This window comes from Bacillus sp. GS3m_15504, from assembly GCF_055825275.1.
Genome location: NZ_JBVVNL010000001.1, coordinates 1,505,006 through 1,529,335, shown reverse-complemented (window position 1 = coordinate 1,529,335; position 24,330 = coordinate 1,505,006). Strand labels below are relative to the sequence as shown.

Annotated in this window: 21 protein-coding genes; 4 read left to right on the top strand and 17 right to left on the bottom strand. The window is 35.6% G+C overall.

Features of this window, described 5'->3' with window-relative positions; all coding sequences use genetic code 11:
• Positions 1 to 136: 136 nt before the first annotated feature.
• The 12 genes from AC0L0O_RS08115 to AC0L0O_RS08060 all read right to left on the bottom strand — a co-directional run bounded on the left by AC0L0O_RS08115 (position 137) and on the right by AC0L0O_RS08060 (position 16,982).
• A complete protein-coding gene (locus AC0L0O_RS08115; protein ID WP_131369058.1) occupies positions 137 to 1,384 on the bottom strand; it encodes a DUF1015 domain-containing protein in 1,248 nt (415 codons plus the stop codon).
• 13 nt (positions 1,385 to 1,397) lie between these two features.
• Positions 1,398 to 2,570, bottom strand: coding sequence for a 3-phosphoglycerate dehydrogenase family protein (locus tag AC0L0O_RS08110; RefSeq protein ID WP_000490246.1), 1,173 nt, complete (start codon positions 2,568 to 2,570; stop codon positions 1,398 to 1,400).
• A 12-nt stretch (positions 2,571 to 2,582) separates the two neighbouring features.
• The gene (gene serC, locus AC0L0O_RS08105; protein ID WP_001982232.1) at positions 2,583 to 3,665 is read right to left on the bottom strand and encodes a 3-phosphoserine/phosphohydroxythreonine transaminase; all 1,083 of its coding nucleotides are present in this window, start codon (positions 3,663 to 3,665) and stop codon (positions 2,583 to 2,585) included.
• 207 nt (positions 3,666 to 3,872) lie between these two features.
• Positions 3,873 to 4,064 (bottom strand): DUF378 domain-containing protein, encoded by a 192-nt coding sequence (locus AC0L0O_RS08100; RefSeq protein ID WP_000670803.1) that lies wholly within the window; start codon positions 4,062 to 4,064, stop codon positions 3,873 to 3,875.
• An 89-nt stretch (positions 4,065 to 4,153) separates the two neighbouring features.
• Complete coding sequence (locus tag AC0L0O_RS08095) at positions 4,154 to 5,221, bottom strand: glycoside hydrolase family 113 (RefSeq protein WP_001982210.1); 1,068 nt, start codon at positions 5,219 to 5,221, stop codon at positions 4,154 to 4,156.
• A 179-nt stretch (positions 5,222 to 5,400) separates the two neighbouring features.
• Positions 5,401 to 5,640: a cupin domain-containing protein gene (locus tag AC0L0O_RS08090; RefSeq protein ID WP_000997182.1), complete on the bottom strand. Its 240-nt coding sequence runs from the start codon at positions 5,638 to 5,640 to the stop codon at positions 5,401 to 5,403.
• A gap of 293 nt (positions 5,641 to 5,933) precedes the next feature.
• Entirely contained in the window at positions 5,934 to 6,761 is an 828-nt protein-coding gene (locus tag AC0L0O_RS08085) for a helix-turn-helix transcriptional regulator (protein ID WP_000762802.1), read from the bottom strand.
• Between the two features lie 553 nt (positions 6,762 to 7,314).
• A complete protein-coding gene (locus tag AC0L0O_RS08080) occupies positions 7,315 to 9,705 on the bottom strand; it encodes a penicillin acylase family protein (protein ID WP_473785715.1) in 2,391 nt (796 codons plus the stop codon).
• A gap of 99 nt (positions 9,706 to 9,804) precedes the next feature.
• Positions 9,805 to 13,224 carry a DUF4132 domain-containing protein gene (locus AC0L0O_RS08075; protein ID WP_131369062.1) on the bottom strand — a complete coding sequence of 1,140 codons (3,420 nt, stop codon included), beginning with the start codon at positions 13,222 to 13,224 and terminating at the stop codon, positions 9,805 to 9,807.
• A gap of 110 nt (positions 13,225 to 13,334) precedes the next feature.
• On the bottom strand, positions 13,335 to 14,078 hold the full coding sequence (locus AC0L0O_RS08070; RefSeq protein ID WP_000312112.1) for a DnaD domain-containing protein: 744 nt from the start codon (positions 14,076 to 14,078) through the stop codon (positions 13,335 to 13,337).
• 293 nt (positions 14,079 to 14,371) lie between these two features.
• Positions 14,372 to 16,147: an S-layer homology domain-containing protein gene (locus AC0L0O_RS08065; RefSeq protein WP_473785714.1), complete on the bottom strand. Its 1,776-nt coding sequence runs from the start codon at positions 16,145 to 16,147 to the stop codon at positions 14,372 to 14,374.
• 373 nt (positions 16,148 to 16,520) lie between these two features.
• Positions 16,521 to 16,982 carry a hypothetical protein gene (locus AC0L0O_RS08060; RefSeq protein ID WP_000591630.1) on the bottom strand — a complete coding sequence of 154 codons (462 nt, stop codon included), beginning with the start codon at positions 16,980 to 16,982 and terminating at the stop codon, positions 16,521 to 16,523.
• 304 nt (positions 16,983 to 17,286) lie between these two features.
• Here AC0L0O_RS08060 and AC0L0O_RS08055 point away from each other — a divergent pair, with 304 nt between their 5' ends.
• Positions 17,287 to 17,994: a DNA alkylation repair protein gene (locus tag AC0L0O_RS08055; RefSeq protein WP_000346332.1), complete on the top strand. Its 708-nt coding sequence runs from the start codon at positions 17,287 to 17,289 to the stop codon at positions 17,992 to 17,994.
• 78 nt (positions 17,995 to 18,072) lie between these two features.
• Here the strand turns inward: AC0L0O_RS08055 and AC0L0O_RS08050 are convergent, their stop codons facing one another.
• A complete protein-coding gene (locus AC0L0O_RS08050; RefSeq protein ID WP_001071921.1) occupies positions 18,073 to 18,405 on the bottom strand; it encodes a DUF3895 domain-containing protein in 333 nt (110 codons plus the stop codon).
• A gap of 443 nt (positions 18,406 to 18,848) precedes the next feature.
• Between AC0L0O_RS08050 and AC0L0O_RS08045 the strand changes: the two genes are divergently transcribed.
• Entirely contained in the window at positions 18,849 to 19,931 is a 1,083-nt protein-coding gene (locus AC0L0O_RS08045; protein ID WP_473785713.1) for an S-layer homology domain-containing protein, read from the top strand.
• A gap of 131 nt (positions 19,932 to 20,062) precedes the next feature.
• Here AC0L0O_RS08045 and AC0L0O_RS08040 read toward each other — a convergent pair whose 3' ends face one another.
• Positions 20,063 to 20,521: a VOC family protein gene (locus tag AC0L0O_RS08040; RefSeq protein ID WP_000616183.1), complete on the bottom strand. Its 459-nt coding sequence runs from the start codon at positions 20,519 to 20,521 to the stop codon at positions 20,063 to 20,065.
• A gap of 257 nt (positions 20,522 to 20,778) precedes the next feature.
• Here AC0L0O_RS08040 and AC0L0O_RS08035 point away from each other — a divergent pair, with 257 nt between their 5' ends.
• Entirely contained in the window at positions 20,779 to 21,189 is a 411-nt protein-coding gene (locus AC0L0O_RS08035; protein WP_000323180.1) for a DUF4279 domain-containing protein, read from the top strand.
• Between the two features lie 99 nt (positions 21,190 to 21,288).
• Here the strand turns inward: AC0L0O_RS08035 and AC0L0O_RS08030 are convergent, their stop codons facing one another.
• From AC0L0O_RS08030 to phaZ, 3 genes are all read right to left on the bottom strand, one after another.
• A complete protein-coding gene (locus tag AC0L0O_RS08030) occupies positions 21,289 to 21,489 on the bottom strand; it encodes an NETI motif-containing protein (protein WP_000166303.1) in 201 nt (66 codons plus the stop codon).
• Positions 21,473 to 22,669 carry an MFS transporter gene (locus tag AC0L0O_RS08025; RefSeq protein WP_000027640.1) on the bottom strand — a complete coding sequence of 399 codons (1,197 nt, stop codon included), beginning with the start codon at positions 22,667 to 22,669 and terminating at the stop codon, positions 21,473 to 21,475. The genes AC0L0O_RS08030 and AC0L0O_RS08025 overlap by 17 nt, the downstream gene beginning before the upstream one ends.
• Positions 22,670 to 22,809: 140 nt before the next feature.
• Entirely contained in the window at positions 22,810 to 23,727 is a 918-nt protein-coding gene (gene phaZ, locus AC0L0O_RS08020) for an intracellular short-chain-length polyhydroxyalkanoate depolymerase (protein ID WP_147790721.1), read from the bottom strand.
• A gap of 174 nt (positions 23,728 to 23,901) precedes the next feature.
• Here phaZ and AC0L0O_RS08015 point away from each other — a divergent pair, with 174 nt between their 5' ends.
• Positions 23,902 to 24,318: a MarR family winged helix-turn-helix transcriptional regulator gene (locus AC0L0O_RS08015; RefSeq protein ID WP_000343680.1), complete on the top strand. Its 417-nt coding sequence runs from the start codon at positions 23,902 to 23,904 to the stop codon at positions 24,316 to 24,318.
• The last annotated feature ends 12 nt before the right edge of the window (positions 24,319 to 24,330 follow it).

Below are 24,330 nucleotides of genomic sequence, written 5' to 3'. Positions count from 1 at the left end.
CCTCCGTTTTTTTGTAGCGACCTGTTGTTACATATTTCAATCTTAACATTAAAATCAACATTAAACGTTTACTGAGCCAAAATAAGAAAAACCGAAACTAAAAATCATTTCGGTTTTCCAAACTAAAGAAGTCTATTTACTTTAACGAATGTACAAACAACCCACTGCGCAGTTTCGGTTCAAACCACGTTGATTTTGGTGGCATAACTTCTCCAGCGTCTGCGATTGTTAATAAAGATTCCATTGATGTCGGATATAGTGAGAACGCCGCTTTATATGCACCGCTATTTACAAGACGTTCTAATTCTTCTAACCCGCGAATTCCTCCAACAAAATCAATGCGTGAATCAGATCGCGGATCATGTATTTCAAGTACTTGGCTTAATAAATGGTCTTGCAAAATAGATACATCTAAACCTTTCACAAGATCATTCGCATCAAACGTTTCCTCTTTCACTGTGAGCTTATACCACTTCTCATTTACATACATACCAAATGTTTTTGGCTCATTTGGTTTATACGGAGAAACAGATGCTTCTTCTACATAGAAGTATTGCGTGATTTGTTTTAAAAACTGTTCTTCTGATAAGCCGTTTAAATCTTTCACAACTCGGTTATAGTCCCAAATGGATAATTCATCGTGAGGGAATAAAACTGATAGGAAGAAATTAAACTCTTCTTCTCCTGTGTAATTCGGATATTGTTCTCTTCGCATGAGCCCAACTTTTGCAGCTGATGCGGAGCGGTGATGTCCATCTGCAATATAAAGATTAGGAATATCTTCAAATACGTTTACTAAACTTGCAATTACTTCTTCATCAGCTATTTTCCAAGCAACATGCTCTACGCCATCTTCTGCTGTAAATGTATAGATTGGCGCATGTTCTTCTTTCCAGCTTGCGATGAAATGTTTCACTTCTTCTTTTGTACGATACGTTAAAAAGATAGGACCTGTATTTGCATCACACACATCTACGTGGCGAATACGATCTAGTTCTTTTTCATGACGCGTTCTTTCATGTTTTTTAATTGTATCGTCTTCATACTCATCAATAGATGTACAAACGACAAGACCGGACTGCTTTCTACCTTGCATCGTCAGTTCATAAATATATAGTGCTGGCTCTTCATCTTGAATGAAAACTTCTTCTCGTATCAATCGATTTAAATTTTCACCCGCTTTTTCATATACGCGATCATCGTACGGTGAAAGCGCTGGGTCTAAATCAATTTCTGCTTTATCAACGTGTAAGAAAGAAAATGGATTTCCTTTTACAACTTCTCTTGCCTCTTCACTATTTAAAACATCATACGGTAAAGCTGCAACTTGTGCTGCTTTTTCTTCTACTGGACGAATGGCCCGAAACGGTCGGATTTTTGCCAATTCCCTCTCTCCTTTACACAATCATTCGAACGGCTACAACACCTGTAATTTTGCTTATATTTTCCACAATGTTCTCTTTTATTATATCATCAATTCCGTTATCGATATCAATCATTGTGTACGCCCAAGAATGTTTACTACGATTAATCATATCTGCAATATTAATATGATGCTCTGCTAAACACCCTGTAATTTGTCCTACCATGTTCGGTACGTTTTGATGCATGATTGTAATACGTTTCTTTCCGATATACGGCAGCTCAACATTTGGATAGTTGACTGAATTACGAATATTTCCTGTCTCTAAATATTCACGTAATTGGCGCGCTGCCATGACTGCACAATTTTCTTCTGATTCAGACGTAGATGCACCAAGGTGAGGCGTCGCTGTTACATTTTTCATCTTTATCACATTTTCATTCGGGAAGTCCGTTACGTAATGTGCAATAATCTCTTCTTCTAACGCTTTTTGAAGCACCTTTTCATCTACAAGTTCTCCTCTAGAGAAATTGAATAGACGCATACCTTTTTTCATCTTCTCTACAGCGTGTTCACCAATCATTCCCTTCGTTTGATTCGTAAGAGGAATATGAAGGGTAATATAATCACACGTTGCAAAAATTTCATCTAAACTAAATGCTCTTTGCACATGTGTAGAAAGGCGCCAAGCTGTTTCAACTGAAATGTAAGGATCATATCCGACAACGTCCATCCCTAACGCTAACGCATCGTTCGCAACTAAAGCTCCGATTGCACCAAGCCCGATAACTCCTAGACGTTTTCCCGCAATTTCAGATCCAACAAATTGTTTTTTCCCTGATTCAACAAGCTGTGGTACTTCCTCACCTTCTAAATTTTTCGTCCAGCTTACGCCGTTAATAATGTTACGTGAAGACATAATAAGACTGGCGATGATAAGTTCCTTTACTGCATTGGCATTTGCCCCTGGCGTATTAAAGACTACAATCCCTTTTTCTGTACATCGCTCGACAGGAATATTATTTACCCCTGCACCAGCTCTCGCAATCGCCTTTAAATCTTTTGAAAATTCATCTTGATGTAAAGAATAACTGCGAAGTAAAATACCATCTGGATGATTGATTCTCTCCCCTACTTCATAACGCTCTCCGCCAAGTACTTGCAAACCTTTTTCTGCAATTTGATTTAACGTTTGAACACGAAACATATCCCCATCTCCCTATCTATTCTCAAGCTCAAATTCCTTCATATAATTTACTAATTGCTGTACGCCTTGTACTGGCATCGCATTGTAAATACTAGCGCGCATACCACCGACTGATCGATGTCCTTTTAACGTAACAAGGCCGCGTTCTTTCGCTTTTTGTAAAAACTCATTGTTCAGCTCTTCTGACGGCGTTGTAAACGGAATGTTCATAAGTGACCGATACGTAGGATCAACTGGTGAAGTAAACAATTTTGATTCATCTAAGAAATTGTAAAGAAGTGAAGATTTCATTTTATTTTGTTCTTCAATCGCAGATACTCCGCCTTGCTCTTTTAACCACTCTAATACAAGTTTTGTTACGTAAATACTAAAGGACGGCGGTGTATTATATAAGGAGTTATTTTTACTGTAAGTTTCATAGTTTAACATTGTAGGACAATAACGATCTGCTCCTCCAATTAAATCTCTTTTTATAATTGCAATCGTTAAGCCCGCTGGCCCTAGATTCTTTTGCGCTCCCGCATATATAAGACCAAACTTTGAAACATCATATCGTTCTGATAAAATATTTGAGGACATATCCGCAACGAGTGGTACTTTATCTACATGTGGAATGTCCACATATTTCGTACCCTCTATTGTATTATTCGTTGTTATATGTACATAATCTAGTTTTTCATCGCCTAATAAACCATCCAGTTTAGGAATTGTAGTAAACTTCTCATTTTCAGAAGAAGCAATCACTTGTACTTCTCCAACTTTTTCAGCTTCTTGCAGTGCCTTTTTAGACCATGAACCAGTCAATACGTACCCTGCTTTTTTATACGTATTCATTAAATTTAACGGTATCATAGAGAATTGTAATGAAGCACCACCTTGTAAAAACAATACTTCATACTCATCAGGAATGTTCATTAATTCACGAAGTAAGCTACCCGCTTCATCTATAATACTTTGAAAATAAGAAGATCGGTGACTCATTTCCATAATAGACATGCCTGTCCCGTTATAATTTACAAGCTCCTTTTGCACTTTTTCTAAAACTGGCAAAGGGAGTATTGATGGTCCAGCTGAAAAATTATACACTCTCTCCATCACCCTAATAACCTCCCTATTTCTCATCTTTTATTTTTTAAACTTTCTGAATTATACCCTACAATACAAGACACGGTCAATTTGTTTTCTATTATTACGGCGTAAGACGCAATGGAATCGCTTGCAAGTGCCAATGTTTTTATAAACACACAAAAAAGTGTTAAGTACATAATCGTACTTAACACTCTAGTAATAAAAGAATAATAGCTAATTATCCGTAAAGAACCGATCAAAAATTTGATAAATTGCAGAAAGACCAATGAGCCAATAAATAGTGTCCACAAGCGCCGGCATAGAACCAAACCATTTCTCAACTACATTGTAATCTAACGCTACAAATAACCAATTCAAACCGCCAAGAATCACCAAAATTACTGTAAGGTAAGACAAAAATTTCATTATGATTGCCCCCTAGGTGATAAGATGGTGAAAGGCCTTTCACTAGAAATATATGTAGTTAACCTCAAAACTTGCCTATTTTATAAAAATTATTTTCGGTACCAGCCGTTAATAACTGCCTCTGCTTCTTTACTATGTATTTGATACGCATGCGTACTATTATTAGATCCAATAAACCAAATTGAAAAGCCTTTAAAATATGGCTTTGGTTCTAATACGTCACGGTAAGCGCGCCATCCGTTTAATTGTACGTCTTTTGAAAACACATTAGAAACATCTGGATTCCACGGATTTTGCAAGCCTAGTTCACGCGCCGGAACGTTAAATCCGCCAAAGTAAACCGGTTTTCCTGTTGCTTTATGTAATTGTTCTAGTTGCTGAACAACATTTTGTCCACGGTTATATACTGTCGTCGCAAATAAACTTTGCTTCACTTCTTCATATGATGGATTTCTTTTCCCAGAAACTTCAAACCAACTATCGATACTAACAATGTCTACCTTCTTTAAATACGGACGGTTTATTTTCTCAACAAACTTCGCTTCATATGAAGGATCAAAGCTTGCTGTTAACCACCAATTCATTTGATACAAAACATTTCCTTTATACTGCTGGCGAACAAAATCAATCGTATCGCTCCAATATCCTTCTGCATATTCCATATTCACGAAATTAGAAGCAATCTTGAGCCCGTACACATTGTATTTACTTGTAATTGAGTTAAAAATGTCTTGCAAAATAACCGTTTTCCAATTCCAGAAGAAATCATTAATATTACTTGGATTCCATTCCGTTTCTCCAACATTTCCTTGCTGAATATATGGGAACGGTTCCACTATAACTTGAATATTACGCTTTAATAATTCTTGAATTAAAATAATAGCCTGTTGCTTTTGCGCTTGATTAATTACCATATTCGTAGAAGTCACATTCGGAATATCTACCTGAATTGGTACATTTACTGTATTTAAATTTAAGCGCTCTACATCAGCTAACACTTTTGCTATATTTCCAACTTCCCATACCGTTACATTTCCTGATTTGATTTTCCCAGATTGAACAGTATTTACATCTGCCTGTACATTTCCTTGAAAACAAAAAGAAAACAGCATAATAAACACTCCTAAAAAACTTATTAAACTCTTATTTTTCTTCACAGCTTTCCTCCTATAATTTTTGGCTTTCTTGATTATTTTATACAACGTTTCATATATATTCCACAAAAAATCCAATAAATTTTTATTGATAAAAATGCTATTCATACTAACCTCCTAAAAATAGTAAGATAAATAAAAAAGGAACGGGTTTCCGCTCCTTTTTTATCTTTTTACGATTATCAATCCATTTCCCTTTTAGGCTCTACCAACATGATGTGGGATTCCTTTTCAGTGAAAGGTTTATGCTCAACGCCTCTCGGGACAATAAACATCTCGCCCTTAGAAATTTTCACCTGTCCATCACGGAAATCGATGAACATCTCCCCTTCAAGCACAATAAATAGCTTATCCGTATTAGGATGCTCATGCCATATAAAATCTCCATTAGCTTTAAAAAGCTGAATTTGATCGTCATTCATTTCACTAATCACTTGTGGATACCAATAATCGTTAATTTTAGATAACTCGTCATTTAGTTTAATAGGTTGGTAATGGATAATGATCCCTCCTCATTTTCAACTTCCACTATATTACAGTAATCTAAGTAAAAAAGTCGTTATTACGCTTAAAAAGAAAATGCTCAGGCCAGAACTTTTCATTCAGATAGTACAAAGGAGTGATTTCAATGAAAGTACTTTCAATCCAATGTTTCCTTTAACTCTCCATAAGTATAGAACAGTGATTTTCAAATAAGAATGGACCCCTGTTGACATTAGTATGGATTATTGATGAACTTCTCGCGATATTTAGTAGGCGAAATGCCAACTCGCTTCTTGAAAACCCTACTAAAATAAAAAGGGTCTGCGATTCCAACAGCCTGCGCAATTTGTTGTACAGGCACACCACTTGTACATAACATTTTTTGAGCCATCTTTATACGATAGTTCAATAAATATTCTGCTGGCCCCATACCTGCATGCTTTCTAAACACGTAAGAAAGACGATTTCGATTAACATTATTTTGTTCTGTAAGCGTATGTATTGTAATATCTTTATAATAGTATTTATGAACGTAACTAGATATTCGTTCGAATAAAGTATGCGATTCATAGTTGTTTTCTCTATTGACAACACTTAATAAAGCTTCATTCAACGCTTCGCGAAATAGCATTTCAGTCTGAAACATCGAAATGCCTCCTCGCTGATTATACACATCCCAAAGACGCATAAGTAATTCGACAAGACGAGGAGATTGTCCTGTTAATAATTCAAAATGCTGATGAGTAAAGCCAGAGTCTTCTCGTTCTGAATTGCTTATCCGATATAAAACAAGAATATATTCCCAGTTTATTTCACCAAGCATTTTATGGGCTAATGTCATTTTTGCACCCCCATGTATAACTTTTCCTGGGGAAAGGGTATACGGCGTACCATTAAATTGAAATTCCGTCTTCCCTGTAAGTGGAAATACAAATCCTGGGAAAGAATCTGTAGACTCAGCACAAGGCACACCTGGATTTTTAGCATAACGATATACTCCTTCTACTCGGAAAGGAGTATTGGCAAGATACTCTGCTAACTCATTCACGTCCAACTTCACAATGCAAGCCTCATTTCAATAATAGTTTTCTTGTAATTCACGAGATTAATTGGTGTACATTCTGGGCAACGCTAAACTAAAAATAGTACATACGACTTAACAACACCTAGTTATTAACCTATAAATATGTTGTTTTTCATTTATTGACAAAAGTATCCTCCCTATATTATTGATAATGATTTTCATTGTAGTTTGATAAAAAAACATTTGTCAAGTTGGATGGCCTAGAAAAATGATGAAACAAGGGGTACAGAGGAACAGTTCTGTTGCAAATAATATCTGGTCTTTGTTAACTAATTCCCCTCAAAACTGGAATGATCATGTTAATAGTTGTAGTGGCTTTATTAGTTACAGCACTTGCAGCATGTAGAAATAATCGTAATCCTGAAGAGGTTGCTACAGCGTATTTCGAATATGGAAACAGCCCACTATCAAATTAAATGATAGTAGGCTGGCTGTTAAAATTATTTAAGAACTGGGTTATGTTCTAAATGATAAGCTTTCATTATCAAAAAGATTATTACTAGTCCCCTCCACAAACAAAAACACCCTATTACTTCGGCTCTAAATTTAACACCTTCCCCTCTATCCCCTCCGTATTCAATGTAGTCGTATGATACGTGCCATTTACCCAATCATCTATTTGATCATGATACCAATCACTTCTAAAATGTCCTGATTGTCCTGGCCCTACAATATGATAACCGTTTGACATATCTTTCGTATCAATGACGAATCTCCAAGACGCTCCGTGATTGACAATACCGTTATCGCCGTAACTGGCTGCTTGAACGGTAACTTGACTTCCGCCAATTGGAACTGGTTTCTCACGATTAAACGCAAGTAGCGCTAACATACTAGATGATTTTGAAATTGGGTGTGTAAAAGCAAGTTGGTGATAATCGCCCCACTTCCACTCCGTAACATCTGGTCCATATTCCTTCTGTAATTTCTTCATTACATTTTCGTACGATGTATGCACAACTTTTGTGAATCCTCCGTACTTCGTAAACCAAGTGCTCTTTTCTCCTGCTACTTCTTTTCGAATCAATTCATCCACAACTTGTGACTTCCCTTCAAATAACTCCATCACATCTTTCGGAATTTCTTTTGAAAATAACGTATTTGAAATCTCCTTCATTAATAAATGGAATATTAACGGTGCCGCGTCATCTTTACTATCGTAAAAATTCCACTTCGTTAATTGTTTTACGCCTTCTTTCTCTACTTCATGTAAAGGCGCTTTATTTAACTCTTTTAAAAATATAGGAGTAAACTCTTTCCCGTATAAATTTTTTTGATCCATCTGTAACTCTTCTAAATCTTTCACTGTATATTTTTCCTTCTCTTGTAAAAACTCTTGAATACGCATTTGCCTATATGGCTGCGCCCACGTATTACTAATATGATACGGATAATTATCATCTACAATTTTATTATTCGCAGTTGAAATAAACCCTTGTTTTGGATTGATTACTTTTGGTAGCTGATCATACGGGATATACCCTTCCCATTCATATTCATCTGTCCATCCTGGAACAGGTAAACTACCATCACCTTTTTTACGCACTGGTATATTTCCATTTGCTTTATAAGCAATTGTGCCGTCATTTGATGCAAATACAAAGTTTTGAGTTGGTGTATGAAAATCTTGCAGTGCCGTTTCAAACTCATTCCAGTCTTTCACCTTATTCATATTTAATACAGCCTTTAATTCAGCGGAAGGCTCCAAAGCAGTCCATTTCAAAGCAAATACTGTTTTCGTTTTCTCTTTCCCTTTATCCGCAAACTCTGAAATGACTGGGCCATGCCTCGTAACTGTAACGTTATACGGAATTGTTTTCCCGCCTTTTACTTTAATAGATTCATCCACAACGGTAGCTTTTTCCCACTTATCGTTATACAGAAATTCATTTTCATTATTAGGATTTCTCTTCTCAATATATAAATCTTGCACATCAGGACCTGTATTCGTAACGCCCCATGCTATTTTGTCATTGTGTCCTAATATAACCCCTGGTACGCCAGCGAAAATAACGCCACTCACATTCAAATCTTTCATCTCAAGTTTCGATTGATACCAAATAGAAGGCGTCGCAAGAGATAAATGAGGATCATCCGCTAAAATCGGCTTACCAGACGCACTCTTCTCACCGCTTATAACCCAGTTATTACTACCATTAAACTCTGGTGGAATGATCGTTTTTGCAAAACTTTGTGCGACATTCACATTTGTATTCTCAAGTTCAGCTAGCAATCTAGGGGCATCTTTCGGATATGTAGGAAATAGCTCATTTGCTTGCTCTTTCGGTAGATTTTTCAGCGCCCAATATCGAAATGCCTGTCCATGCCAATGTCCGCCTAAATCAAACGCCATATACTTTCCAATTGTTAACGTATCAACAATTGACCACTCAGCAGGCTCATAACCTAATATAGTAAACTCGACCGGCAATTTCTTTTCCTCTTTTGCCTCGCGTATAAAAGCGTTCACCCCATCAGCAAATGACTGCAGAGCATCTTTCGCCTCCCCGTCATATTGACTAACAGACGCTTCGGCTGCTCGCCGTAAACCGAGCGTTCGAAACAACTTATCTCGATCAACAGCTGCTTCTCCTACAACCTCACTCAGCATACCAGAAGCTTGCCTTCTACTTAAATCCATTTGAAACAAACGATCTTGCGCTTGTACATATCCTTGCGAAAAATATAAATCATGCGCATTTTCCGCTTTAATATGTGGTACTCCTTTACTATCTCGCTTTACCGTAACAGCACGTTGTAAATCCTCTAGTTTTATCGTTCCATCTATCTTTGGCACAGATTTCAGTGTATATATGTTCAAAAAAATCGCTGTACAAATAACTAATAAAAGAACGATACTACTAGACCAAATGAAAATTTTCTTACCCCTAGTTCGTTTCTTCTCTATAACAACTTCCATATAACCCCTCCTTTCTCAAGCTATTCGCTTCTATTTTGAAAGAACCTTTTAAAAAAGTTGAAAAACCCCTTCATTTTCCTACAAATGAAGGGGGAATTTTTATCGTTTGTTACGCCAGCTTTCATTATGACCAAGATTTGAATTGGTCACTAATTGTACAGCATATAATATCTCACTAAAGAAGTACTTATCTACTTCTTTTGGCACAATACGTCTTTCATCATCAATTTCATCGTCTTCATATGAACCACGGTTCACTGTACCTGCTTTATAAAATTCAATATCATACACGCATATATCTTCTTCCTCTTCATAGCCAATCGGTGCTCCGCTAAATGACAGCTGTGCCCCTAGTCCAGTGCGAGTATCTTCTTTGTAAAATGTATAATACACACCGCCATCTTGGACTGATCCGCGAATCCATCCAAATTTCGTCATCTTACCGAATAACGAGCGACCATTTAATAAAATACCACCAAATCTCTCAACAGTAACCTTATCGTTTTCCTCTACTACAAACACGGGACGTTCCATTTGTAAGAACGGCTGGACAATTTTCAAACTTTCCAGTTGCTCTTTCCACACTTCCTTTTCCATTTCGGATAATTCTAACGGATGAATTAAACCGATTACGGTTCCAGATGAAAGTTCATAATTTGCCCCATCAATTGCAGAGAACACGCCACTTTCCGTATAGCGAAATGCCTGCAGCAACTTTCCTTCCTTATACTCACCCCAAATGAGTGAAGTAGAAAATTGCCTCATAATTGGATTTTCCATAAATACTGATTTCCACGTATCGTATAACCAATAGCGCTTTCGTGATAGTGCCGCTTCCAAACGTTGTTTCTGCATAGAAAGAGCACTTCGGAGCTCCTTCTTTACAGAGGATAGCTCTTTCTTAGCCTCTTCAGCTCTTACTACATCATCTTTTGCGTTCGGCTTTGGAAGTGACTTCATGCGTTTTCCTTCTTCTGTCTCTAATTCAATTTTTGACTCTGCAGTTAATATGGCCGTAAAACATCTATTCCCAAAATCAATCTCCTTCTCACCACGTATATTGAAGCCAAGATTTGGTACTAGTTGATCTTCCAGCTCCTCTTCCGTTATACCACGTGTTTTTGCAGCAAGACTTAGCGCTTCTTTTGCTGCATTACGCACTTGTTTATGTTTATATTTAAATGCCATTTCATGAATAGTCATAAGTGCAAGCTTAGATGAGGACAAGCCTAGTGCGCGAACAGCATCCGCTGCAATCTTTCCTCTCATATGAAGCACCCATTCATCAATTTGCTTTTTAAGTATACCGACCATTTCGTCATCACTATATATTCCATATAACGAGAGAATACCGCGTTTCTTCACATCTGCGTCTTGAGAGATCCATATTTGATACATTGTTTGCACATATTCTTTCAAGTCTTGTGCATGTAACATACTGCCAATAACCTCTGCCGCTTCTTTCTTCTCAATGACAGCATCTAAAATATACTGTTGAACATAAGCTAATGGAATTGTAGCATCAGCAATTTCATTTGAGTCACGAAGACGGATTTGTGGTTCATTCATAAACAATTGCAGAAGTGAATGTCTTGTTTGTTCTGTTACTATGCGACTGCAAAGCTCTTCTATATTTTCTGAGTTTCTCTCGGTTTCAAGTAACGGTGCAAACTTCTCAACAAGAGAGGCATTCTTCTTATCTTGCAGAGCTTCCTGTACAAGTTTCGTATATTTTTCAATCTTATACCCTATAAGCAGTTTCATCACATTTTCACGAACGATTTTCTTTTTATTATTCAGTTCAACTGCTACATATTCTGCTGCTTCTACGTCTTGTGTAAGTAGTTCAACTATAGACTCACGTAATTTTTTAGATGAATCACCTAAGTTTTTAATTAAAACCGGACGCATTTCAACCATGCTATTTCTTGCTAATTCATTCAAAATATATGCTTTTGCCTGAGCAGAATACGTATCAAATCGTTCAATTATGTACGCTTGTTCTTTTACAATGACTTGAACAAGCACTTCCTTCGCCTCATTTCTCTCTTCACTGTAGCAAGCAGCTTGTTCAACTGCATAGGCAATCAACTTTTCCTTACTTAACCCATACGAAAGAAGTTCTTCTAATACTTGTTTCGGTTCTATCCCTCTGACAGAGCATTCGTAAAGAAGCTGGTATAAATTAACACTATATTCATCTCCGAATTGTAGTGTAAGTACCGCTTCCCTTTTTGCTACATCATCCATATCCCAAAGGAGTACAACTTCTAATACTGGCATACCCCAATACATACTTCTATATTTCGGATTTTTAAGTATGTGCTTCATATCCTCAAGTGATACTTTCTCTAGTAAATAATCACGATATGTATCACGTATTGTAGACAATTTAATTTGCAAAGCAGCGACAAAAAATTCTTCTCGCATTTTCCCTGTATTTAACTCATGTCCTTTTTCAGCTAACATTCTTGCGACAATGAGATAATTCATTTTACTTACATATTGCAAAGTGCGTTGAACAAATTCCGGATTTTCTTCCAACATGAAGCAAAGTAATTCATATTCATACGTCTTACAAAAATCTTCACTATTCAAATTATGTTGCCTTAGACGATGTGCAAAAAATCTCTCCTCAGAAATCCAAAACTGTTTACAAAAACTTTGAATCTCTTCATATGTTTTTCTATTTACACTACCTGTTCTTTTGTAGTTTTGAGGCTGGTCAAGAGCATGACACATATAACGCGTAGCATGATTCATAAAACCCCAAACGTTTTTCTTTGCTAATATTTCCACATATTTCCTCGCAACTTTTGAATACTTATGAACATGAAATAACAGTCGCCAAATATAATCCGGTAAATTTCCACCTAAAAATAATTCCCCATCACTTTCACCTTTTATATATCTTTCAGTTGCTTCAATCTTTTCTTTTTCCCCATTCAAATTCAATATAAATTCAGCATGTTCTTCTAATCTCTCATCTAACAAAGAACTATATATACGAAATCCCTCATAATCTACGTCAAACATTACGAGAAGTAACGATAATTGTTGCCTATTCGGTAGAGTATGTAACTGTTCCTCTATATAGTTCGGCTTCTCTTTTGTTAACTCTTTCAGAAAATCATACGCCTCATTCACATAACTTGAAATATTAGTTAAATATTTACACGATATTACTACAAGTTTATCCAATGGAAGAGCACTTTTTTCTAAATAAATCTTCATATTAGCAAAATCCACATATTTAAACCTTATTATAAGAACATTTAACAATTGCTCCCCCAACAAATAATAGAATAATCGTAAGAAAGCTGGATCTTGCTTATGCACTTTTCTAAAATCATTTATAAATCGCTTAGCAAAATCGTCTCTTCTTTGATCTCGAATTGTCGTTAATTGAATATCTTTCAAAATCTCTTCTTCTTTTGTTTGTAAATATAGCAGTGATAATTGTTCCTGTTCTGCTGTCATATGAATATATTGAAACAACTGAGTTGCATTTGTAGTCAAACTTTGTTCCCCCGCATCTTATTATCCATTATAAAAACACCCTTATTTAATGGTAGTATAGCATAAAATTCGCCAAAACGAACATACATTCTACATTAAATTAATGTAAATTAAAACACACTACTCAAAACACTTCTCCTTCTCTCTAAACTACCCATTACACACTTCTCTCCACCATATTCACTACACCAATTCCTCAAAATCCCCTTCACATAAGCAAACGTTCGCTTATTCTGTTCAAACGCAATTTTAAGTGCCTCTAATACTTTCTCTCCTGAAAGTCTTTGTATCCAATTCTTCAATTCCTTCACGATATATGGAGATAAACTACTTATATTTTGTTCGTAAAATTTGTAAACTTCACCATGCGAAGTATCCTCTTCTATCTCTTCCTCTTCAACAACTTCTTGTAAACTACTATTACCCTCTTCTTCTGGCATACCAAAATGCTGCAACAACAATGGAATCTTCCATTCTTCTTCCAGACATTTATGTAAAAACATATGTATGAATTCTTTATTTTTCACAGTCTTTAATTCACGCAACACACATTTTTCTACATTCGTATTTAAAATAGGGTTGTAGTTTAGCCAATTCATTATGTATAACTCTTTCGTTTCCACATCGTATAAAATCTTTCCGTATTCAACAAACCTATTTAATAACTTCTCAACAGTCTCCATATTGTAGCCTGTTTCAAGTTCTGCCACACGCTTTGGTAATACGTAAATTCCACATTGCTTCGTTTTCGTACCAGTTAACAAATATATGTAAAAATAACGCTCCTCTGGCGTTAAATCTAATATAAATTCATCTTGCCAAAAATTCACTTGCACATTACGGTACACAGCCATATGTTTACCTCCTCCTCGTACTTATAAAAAGGCAGATTTTAATCCTTCAATATACATATAGGAGTGAGGGCTTGGTTTTTGCAGTTGCATTCCAAATTTTTTTAACTACTACAACGACGGTTTTATTTTTTCGCGCTTTTTTGTTCTTGTAGTTGTTTTTATTTTGTTTTTTCTTAATGATTTATTACTTGGTAGGTGCTTATAAGGGGCTTGTAAGGGGCTTAATAAGGGCTTATTATATAAAAAGGAGCTGTTCCAAATTCTCATTTTGGATAGCTCCTTTATCATTCTTTCTATTTTTGACTTGCATCTAACATCTTTACTAAAAAGGCAGCTGCCTCACCACGAGTTGTCGTGCCTTTCGGATTAAACTCATTATTTCCAACACCTGTAACTACCTTTAAACTGTATAATCGTTGAACATGTTGTTTGTATGTGATTAGATGTTGATCTGTAAATGGTAATGCGGCTAATTCACCTGTAATACCTTTATACTGTAATGCGTTGTCAATCATGATCGATGCTTCTTCACGAGTGATAGATGCGTTAGGATCAAAAATCCCGCCGCCACGACCGTTAATAATTCCTGCACTTGCACTACGCTTTATACCATTATGAAGTGACGGATGCGCTTTGTTAATGTCTACAAATGTCTTATTTCCTTCTGGTAGTTTAAGAGCATTTGAAATTAATGTCGCAAACTCAGCTCTCGTTACATTACGATAAGGCGCAAATACACCATTTCCTTCCCCGTACATAATTCCTAGGCTGTTCAGCTTGCGAATATGCCCTTCAAACCATCCACCTGTAATATCATCTTTTGGTTTTTGTACTTCTTTATTTGGCACATTATAGTTTATTTTAATCCAACTTGGGTTATAGAAAATCCACTCATCATTACCTACTTTATACCAACCGTTTTTAACTGCTAACACTTTGTAACGGTCTCCATTTGAAGCTTTACGCACAGTTTGATGTTCCAGTCCTGCACCACTACGTACGTTTATACCATCTCCTTTTACTACAAGCTCCATATTAGGTTCAGCTGGATTATATTCATTTGAATCAAATAGCTCATTTCTTTCTTGTAAAGGCGAATCAATTTGTGCGTTAACATTTGCATACCATTGAATACCTTGTACGAAGCCAGTCCAATTCCCACGAGAAATTAAAATATCAGGACAGTTTTTCCCGCTCCATTGTTGATGTCTATAAATATGGTCCGCGCTAATTCCTTCTTTGTTCATTAAATATCCCGCAAGTCTCTTTGCATTCTCTAACGCTTTATTGTAATCCCCATCTTGATTCACTGAAATTTCAATACCGATAGATTCTCTATTTCCTGAACCATCACCATCTCCTGCATGCCAACCATTTTCATTTGTTGGTAAGTGCTGATAAATTTGTTTATCGTCTACAGTAAAATGCCATGAAGCTGTTCGGAACGTACCTTCCGTTGCTTGTTTATATAAATACTTCGCATGGTTTTCAGCATTTGCACCGCGGGCAGTGTTTGCAGTTTCATGAATTGTAATATAACGTGCTTTCATCGGATTAGCGGGGCGAATATCAGGGTTTCCTGCTGGAACAATCCACTCTACAAATGGAGTACCTGCAAGCGTTCCATATTTCTTCGTAGTCATCGATGCGCTATACTGAATAGCTCTCCGTTTTTCAACCGGCTCCATTTCGCGAGTAGAACCATCATTTCGACCGTCTACATGTTCAAAAGCTTTTTCAATGTTTGAAATAGCTTCTTCTTCCGCTACTTGGCCTTTTTTCGCTTCTTTCATTTTATGTAATTCTTCTGATTCAGAATGTTTATGCTTATATTCTTCTAAAAGAATTTTCTCATTTCCTGATACTTCCGCTTCGTTAATTTGCATGTGATCAGGAGTTTCTAGATTGAAATCAGAATAACGTAATCCGCTCGTTCCACGTTCCCCTTGTGCAATACTAAGCTGGTCAGTATGAGATTTGTTTATCTCTTCTGCTGATATTGATAAAGGTGCACTCCCTAAAATCACTAAACTTGTTGATAGTGCGATTACTCGTTTTTTAATATTCATTGCTGTAATCGATACCTACACTATCCGTGTAAATATCTCAACCTCCCTTTATTTTCTCATTCGTGAAAGACTATGAATCTACTATGTATGAAAATATGTTTATTCCACCTTTTCATTTTATCCCCAGAAGGCGAATTATATTTTCTAGAAAATCCCTTAACAGACATTATTTTATAACCAATTGCAAATGCCGTCAAAAGCACTTATCTCCTTATAACCTACTACTTTTCAAAAAATAGATTAGGATACCTTTTACTCATTTTCTTCAATAGAACAACATGTACTTTTTAAAATGAACCAACGGCATTTTCATATAAAAAATGCCGTTGATTCATAATTTCATGATAAGAAATCCTATACTAGCGAAATACATCTATTGCAAATTTCCTTTAACATTTTCGACAATCTCGTTTATCGTATTTCGATCAAACTTATCACTAATTTCGTATGGCTCACGATCTCCTACTAATTGTACGCCTACAATATCATTGCGGTCCTTACCATATTGCACTTCAATAATCGATCCACGCTCTATTTGCTTCCAAACAAGACCTGCTTCATCTTTATTATCTAACACAATACAGTCCTCAATATTTTCGTCAATCCCAATTAACTTGTTATCATCCATATATCCAACCTCGTATTGTTGACGTTCTTTCGCTTTGCCGCTTACTACTATACCTTTACTTCCATATGAGTAATCCGTATAGTCTTTTTTCTCCGATTGTACCGCTTTCTGCTCTTTTGCTTCACTTTTTTCAGCTGTTGCACAACCCGCAATCATACCAATTGGCATAACTGCAGTTAATACTATTCTCGTAAATTTCTTTATCATTTATAACCAACCTCACATGTTTAACTTTACATTTCATTTATCCCTTTACCAAATAATAACATAATAATACCGAGAAAGAGTCAAAGTTAAAGTGAAATTTTAATCATTAGTCTTCTTATGCTAAAACTCTATGTAAAAAGCTAAATTTTCAAAATCACTAACTCAATTATCAACAAATAATAGAAAGTAGACATCCTACTCACATAAGATTTAAAATTAGAAAGTATGGAAAACATGATAAAAAATATAAACTAGATACTCGCAATTAAAATGAGTTTTATATTAAGGAAGGAAGTGCACAGCTTTGGATTTTAAAACAGTTATGCAAGAGCTTGAGGCCCTAGGCAAAGAAAGAACGAAAAAAATATACATATCTAACGGTGCGCACGAGCCAGTTTTCGGCGTAGCTACAGGCGCTATGAAACCAATCGCTAAAAAAATAAAAGTAAACCAAGAGTTAGCTGAAGAACTGTATGCCACAGGCAACTACGATGCTATGTATTTTGCAGGGATTATTGCAGATCCGAAAGCTATGAGTGAGTCTGATTTTGATCGCTGGATAGACGGAGCGTATTTTTATATGTTGTCCGATTATGTGGTGGCAGTAACGTTATCCGAATCAAATATCGCTCAAGAAGTTGCTGATAAATGGATTGCAAGCGGTGAAGAGCTTAAAATGTCTGCAGGCTGGAGTTGCTACTGCTGGCTTTTAGGGAATCGCAAAGACAACGAGTTTTCTGAAAGCAAAATTTCCGATATGCTTGAAATGTTGAAAAACACAATTCATGATTCACCAGAACGAACAAAATCCGCTATGAATAATTTTCTAAACACTGTAGCAATTTCATATGTGCCACTACACGAAAAGGCAGTTGAGATTGCAAAAGAAGTTGGTATAGTTGAAGTAAAACGTGATAATAAAAAAAGCAGTTTGTTAAATGCTACAGAGAGTATTCAGAAAGAACTTGATAGAGGAAGACTTGGTTTCAAACGTAAATATGTAAGATGTTAAAAACAGCAAAAAAGGGTATCAATCTTTCTTGATTGACACCCTTTTTTGCTGTGATTACTGTATTACGCCATGTAAAACTTATATGTTAGAAACTTCTTCTTTTAATTTATAAACCCTATCTCTTTTCTCATCACTTTTGACAAAAATAAGCTTTCCTTCTTTAACAAAGCCTTCTAGTACTAAGCATACTTGTCCATATGCTTTCGGCTTATTCGTTGTGAATCTTTCATCTGATATTTTGCCAGATCGTATTAATTGTTCGCATAGCTCAAGTGCACTTATTTCTTCAGAATCCACTAATTCCAATATATCTTTTTGTAATGGCGATAAAGGTGCTGGTATATGAGCTACCTCCACCTTTTCTGGTTTATTTTCTTCTTCAAATAAATCTTCAAATGAAATTTGATTCATTACTTCTTTTCCTTTCTAACGATTGATTTGTATCACATGAACTGAATCCTATAGCGTAGTTATTATTATGTAGTACTTACCTTATTACATAAATATCAAACTCATGTACATCGTTTCATATAGTATGTTTTGATTATACCAAATACATGTTCTATCTTCTATCGTAGATTGAAAAAAGGAGCGTTTTACTGTTCACAAATAGAGGAAAGGAATTTAGATGATTTTTTTGAATGGATTTAAAAATACCATTTTTTACATAGAGATGAATATTTACAGATAGTGAGATTAAGTTGCATACAGATTAGTAAAATAGTTATTTATTCTATAGAAATTTATGGTAAATTTTCATTACTTATATGTTATAATCACGATGTAAACATTTAAGTATATTAAATGTTTACTAAGGTTATTCAATACGTTTCATATAACAAGGGGGTTCACAAATGAACAGAAAAACAAGTAAAGTTAAAAAGTTTTTGGGATTCATACTAACCGCAGCATTAGCAACTACAACGATGGTAGGTACAGCAAATGCACAAACAACTACAAATAGCTATAAGGTAGCTAGCAATGAGAACACTGTATTTACAGATGTACCAAAAGACCACTGGTCAAAAGATGCTATTGATTACTTAGCGGCAGCAGGGATTTATAAGGGATATGGAAATGGGAAGTTTGGTTTTGGGGACAACATTACTAGAGGACAGGTAGCTTCTTTAGTCAATCGACATTTAGGTTTAATTGCAGACGATAAACAAGGAAATATGTTTAGTGATATTACAAATCATATGTTCGAAAAGGATATTAAAGCCATTGCGCAAGCTGGAATTATGACAGGTGATGGAACAGGTACATTTCGTCCTGATGATGTATTAACTCGTTATGAGATGGCAGTAATATTACAAAAAGCATTTCATTTAGAATCAAAAGAACAAGGGAAATTTAAAGACGTACCAAAAGGTCATTGGGCTTATGAAGCTGTAAATACACTGCGTAGTAACCGTATAGCACAAGGTGACGAGGCAGGTAATTTTAACGGAAACACATTTGTGAAGCGTGAGCAATATGCACAATTTTTCTATAATGCAATAGCAAAAAACAGAGATTATAATTTCAACATCAATTCAAAAGAAGAAATGAAACAAATGTTAACAACAGCTTTAGAGAATGGGACGTTTGGTCCATTTCAATTAGATGTATTAGGTAAAGATCTGTCTGACGTAAAAAAAGAATATGGAGTGCCTGATGTTTGGAAGAAAGCACCTTGTACAGAATGTGATGCACCTAATATAGCGGTATACGGCGATTATAATATTGACATGTACCCTTCGGACGCTAGATATATATCGGTGAAAATGGATATCACTATTAATGAATTAAAAGGATGGTTTGGTGAGCCAGATGGAATCGGAGAGGATATGACTAGTGAAGGCTTCATATATAATCGAGGAAGCTATTCTCTTTATTTCAGCTTCTCTGATGGTTATATTCAACGCGCTGAAATATCTAAAAATAAATTTAATTAATGTGTTACAAGCAATATAAAATATATAAAGCATAAAAAAATCCTTCAAGAACATGCCTTTTCTTGAAGGATTTTATTTTTTCCTATCTATTTTATATAGTACAAATCTATAAAACTCCTACTGATTAAACTTTATTTCTCTTGATGCTCCGCACCCCATTCACTTAAATACGTTGCATATTCTAATTCATCTGGATCATCATGTAACATAGAAATAAACTCTAATTTATTTCCATCACAATCTAGAAAATATACGCTTGCAGCTGGCATCCATCTTTGAACAATTGGCTCTTCATTGCCTTTCCCCTGACTCCCTACTACCTCTATTCCACGCTCTTCTAACCATAATCTAGCAGTCTTTAAAAAATCTAAATCTACACGAAAAGCGAAGTGTTTCATCTCAAAATCTTCATTACTATGTACTTCCCATAACCCAAGCATTTGTTTTTTATTTTCTCCTACCCAAAAGAAAGCAACCCGCCTTTTCGATAGTTTTTTTGCTAATGTTAAACCTAACTTATTTTGATAGAAATCTATTGCCTTTTCTAAATTTCTTACATGTAAATGCGTTTCATATATGCTTTGTATCATGATGTATTCCCCCTCCCATACATTACAATATATTTTGTTTTTATCATACAAATAAATACATTTGAAATCGTCCTACTTTTGTATCATTGTTCTTTCCTTCAAAGGTATATATCTAACATTATCATTCATATCCCAACGCCAAAATCCAATAAAAAACCACATTTACATTCTAGTAAATACATTCGTAAATTTTTATAATGTAATAAAATTAACATTTTAATAATAGAGGAGGAACTGTTCTGGATAAAACCAAAGTTATGGCTTATTTTAATGTAACAGGTGATATATTCCCTGTCGAAGCAATTACCGAGGCTCTAAGTATCGAGCCTACAAAAACTTATAAAAAAGGAGATGTTATTGAAAGACGTGATAATCCAAATCTTGTATCCACAAAAAACCTATATAGAAAAGAGACGGATTGGACTTTAAGCACTGGATACCAACAATCATACGATATAAATAATCAGTTGTATGTTATTCTAAAATCCCTTGAAGGGAAAACAGAACAATTAAAACATCTCAAGAAGAAATATGGTTTAGAGTTTCTTTTTATGATAGTAATTCAAGTGGAGAATAACGAATCGCCCGCAATGTATTTACAAAAAGATATTATTGATTTCGCTAGTTCCATTCAAGCAGAAATTCATTTTGATCTATATATTTGTTAAAAATAAAAACGCTATTGATATTGAAATCAGTAGCGTTCTTATGTGACCATATGTTTTATCTTACTTGTACCCAAAAGCACATTCTTTTTATATAACGTATTACTTCAATTTCCCCTCAAAAACAATCTTCCTACCGCACGGTTCCACTACTGTTTTGCCATCTTTCTTCACTTCATGAAAGATTGGCTCTTCCATACGGCGAGACGGTGCATAGCCTTCTTGTTCCATACGTGCTAAGCAGTCTGTAATTGTTTCGTTTTCGAGTACTTCAAATTTCTTTTTATTAGGTTGTTTTGTCATGCCCTAACCTACTTTCTATTTTTCTTGATGCAAATTGATTCTTCATGTAGATCATATATAATATTGCGAGAGTTCCTATTATAATCATAACCGCAACAAAAAAGCTTGTATACTGTATTTTTTCTATAAATACGCCTCCTAATACAGGTCCGAGTATACTTCCTAAACTAAAGGCGATTCCAGATAATATATTTCCTGCTGGCAATAAGTGTCTCGGTAATAAATCTGTCATAAATCCAAGTCCTAACGAGAAGCACGATCCAATGACCATACCCGCTAACAACATGCAGGCAAAGACGATCCAGTAATAGTGATCAAATACGGCTGCCAGTAAGAAAATGCCCGTACTTATGCAGAACGTCCACGTTAAAATACGGTCCCTTCCGTATTTGTCACTTAATATACCGAGCGGAATTTGTGTAATAATGCCCCCAACTGCAAACGCTGGCAATAAGAAGGATACTTCTGAGACGGACCATCCTTTTCGAAGCGCGTATACTGGTAAGTTACTATTTAACATCGCTTCCAGTACGCCATATGCAAGTGGTCCCAGCAGTGCAATCCATCCTAATCCAACAACTTGTTTATAACGAGAAAATGATGATTCACTCTTCACTTCTCTTTCATCTTGCGCTGGGAATGCATTTTTTGTTGGTAATAGTAACAGCCAACCTATTAAACAAAGTATAGTAGATATAATAAATGGCGTTGCAAGACCGTACTGAACAGTGCTTGCTAAATACGGACCGACGGCAAAACCAATTCCGAAGAATACACCGTATATCGACACTTGTCTCCCTATTTTACTTGGATCTGCTGTTGTCGTAATCCATGTTTGTGTTCCGACATGCAGCATATGATCTCCGACTCCAACTAGAAATCTTAGGATAAACCATACCCAGAATGAAAAAGTTTGTGTAAAAAAGAATAATGAAATGATAACGAGAAACCCACCAATCACAATAATTGGCTTCATTCCAAACTTTTGCATCGGTTTTTCAAGAAACGGGGAAATAACTAATATCCCAATATATAGTGCCGTCGCATGAATACCATTAATACTTGAACTAACCCCTTCTTGTTCAAAAATCATTGCAATGGCCGGTAAAAGCATCCCTTGTGACAAACCAGAGATTGCTACAATTCCAACCATAATCCAAAACGTAAAACGTATCGACATCCCTAATCTCTCCCTTTTGTAATCCACCACACTCATTATATATTGTTTACTATAGAATAAGAAAGGACTAGTGGATGAAATAATTTTCATTTTTCCACAAAAAAGAAGCTAGACACATGTCATCTAACTTCTTCCTCACCCTACTTACCTTCTAACCAATCCTCTACATGCTTTATAAATACATCTAAACAATCAATAAACGGAGAATGACCGCAATCTTCTAACAATTGTAATTCAGCATTCGGCAAATGTTTTGCTAACTCCTCACCCACTACTTGCGGTACGACATAATCTCTGTCGCCTTGTATGACGAGTGTCGGAGCTTTAATACGATGAATTTGCTTATTTCCCTCTACAACCCCGTTATGTTCATCCGAAATATTAAATGTAATGAGCGCATAATTCACATCTACGAAATTACGCTGCGTTAACATATCGTCTAAATACTTTTCATAGCGATCTGGTTCAGGTTGATTATGTGTATATATTAACAAGTTCCATACTGTACGGTAATATAGTTTATTCATATTTTTTATCGCATCTAACACTGGTGCAATTTGTACAGGATCTTGCGCAATTTCTTCTTTCGTCTTAACTAAACTAGATACAATCGGCTGCCCGTTTATATCTTTTTTAAAGATTGGGTAGCCCTTCATTCCTACTGATTCTACTAAAATTAACTTTTCGACAAACGTTGGATGATTCGCTGTAAATTGCATCGCAACACCACCGCCCATTGACCAGCCCATTAATGAAAATTTCTCTAGTTTTAACCCGTCGATAAATAGTTTTACATCTTCTGCAAAGTCTTGTATTGAATCTATCGCTTTATTATATGTTGATTGACCAAATCCTCTTAAATCCAGAGCGTAAATATGGTATTGATCTTGCAACTTTTCAATAACTAAATCAAAGTGTTGTGACGATGTCATGTTTCCGTGAATGAGTACAAGAATTTCTGCATTTTGCCTTCCAACTTCCTGATACGCAATCGTTTCTCCGTTCGATAGTGAAACAAACTCCATTGTTGCAGGCTTAATCATCACAAGTTCCCCCATTCTTTTTAATAGAAAGAAAATTCTTTACTTAATTAAAGAATAACATGCAGAATGTATGTTCTCAACATAAAAGCTATACGAAATTTTTACATAAATCAACATGTCTATTACTAGACAATTATAATAAAAAAGTATATAGTTAGCTAGGTAACTAATTTGAAAGGATCAACATACATGGACGAAAAACAACATTTTTTTCACATTGTCAGCCAGACTTCTCGGAAGTTTACGAAGAAATTTAATGAACGTGTATCTCCCACTGGGTTATTTAGTGCGCAATGGGCTGTAATTTTCCGCATCAATCAAACTGGTTCTTGTACGCAAACTGAATTGTGCCAGTATTTAAATGTTGAATCACCAACGATGACTCGTACGTTAACACGTATGGAAACGATGGGCTGGATTATTCGTACAGAAGGAAAAGATCGCCGTGAGAAGCTCATTTCTTTATCAGAAACAGCGATAAAAATGATTCCGGTATGGCAAGAAGAAGTTGATACTTTCGAAGAAAAGACGCTAGAAGGTATTAACGAAGATGATTTACATCAAGCATTTCAAGTGTTACAACAAATTATTAAAAACTTAGATTAAATTGGAGGGATG

What these genes read in the sequence shown, in the direction of transcription:
- AC0L0O_RS08110 (WP_000490246.1), bottom strand. Translation starts at nt 2,570, where the DNA reads ATGTTTCGTGTTCAAACGTTAAATCAAATTGCAGAAAAAGGTTTGCAA.
- serC (WP_001982232.1), bottom strand. Translation starts at nt 3,665, where the DNA reads ATGGAGAGAGTGTATAATTTTTCAGCTGGACCATCAATACTCCCTTTG.
- AC0L0O_RS08100 (WP_000670803.1), bottom strand. Translation starts at nt 4,064, where the DNA reads ATGAAATTTTTGTCTTACCTTACAGTAATTTTGGTGATTCTTGGCGGT.
- AC0L0O_RS08090 (WP_000997182.1), bottom strand. Translation starts at nt 5,640, where the DNA reads ATGAATGACGATCAAATTCAGCTTTTTAAAGCTAATGGAGATTTTATA.
- AC0L0O_RS08080 (WP_473785715.1), bottom strand. Translation starts at nt 9,705, where the DNA reads ATGGAAGTTGTTATAGAGAAGAAACGAACTAGGGGTAAGAAAATTTTC.
- AC0L0O_RS08070 (WP_000312112.1), bottom strand. Translation starts at nt 14,078, where the DNA reads ATGGCTGTGTACCGTAATGTGCAAGTGAATTTTTGGCAAGATGAATTT.
- AC0L0O_RS08065 (WP_473785714.1), bottom strand. Translation starts at nt 16,147, where the DNA reads ATGAATATTAAAAAACGAGTAATCGCACTATCAACAAGTTTAGTGATT.
- AC0L0O_RS08060 (WP_000591630.1), bottom strand. Translation starts at nt 16,982, where the DNA reads ATGATAAAGAAATTTACGAGAATAGTATTAACTGCAGTTATGCCAATT.
- AC0L0O_RS08050 (WP_001071921.1), bottom strand. Translation starts at nt 18,405, where the DNA reads ATGAATCAAATTTCATTTGAAGATTTATTTGAAGAAGAAAATAAACCA.
- AC0L0O_RS08045 (WP_473785713.1), top strand. Translation starts at nt 18,849, where the DNA reads ATGAACAGAAAAACAAGTAAAGTTAAAAAGTTTTTGGGATTCATACTA.
- AC0L0O_RS08040 (WP_000616183.1), bottom strand. Translation starts at nt 20,521, where the DNA reads ATGATACAAAGCATATATGAAACGCATTTACATGTAAGAAATTTAGAA.
- AC0L0O_RS08035 (WP_000323180.1), top strand. Translation starts at nt 20,779, where the DNA reads ATGGCTTATTTTAATGTAACAGGTGATATATTCCCTGTCGAAGCAATT.
- AC0L0O_RS08030 (WP_000166303.1), bottom strand. Translation starts at nt 21,489, where the DNA reads ATGACAAAACAACCTAATAAAAAGAAATTTGAAGTACTCGAAAACGAA.
- AC0L0O_RS08025 (WP_000027640.1), bottom strand. Translation starts at nt 22,669, where the DNA reads ATGTCGATACGTTTTACGTTTTGGATTATGGTTGGAATTGTAGCAATC.
- phaZ (WP_147790721.1), bottom strand. Translation starts at nt 23,727, where the DNA reads ATGGGGGAACTTGTGATGATTAAGCCTGCAACAATGGAGTTTGTTTCA.
- AC0L0O_RS08015 (WP_000343680.1), top strand. Translation starts at nt 23,902, where the DNA reads ATGGACGAAAAACAACATTTTTTTCACATTGTCAGCCAGACTTCTCGG.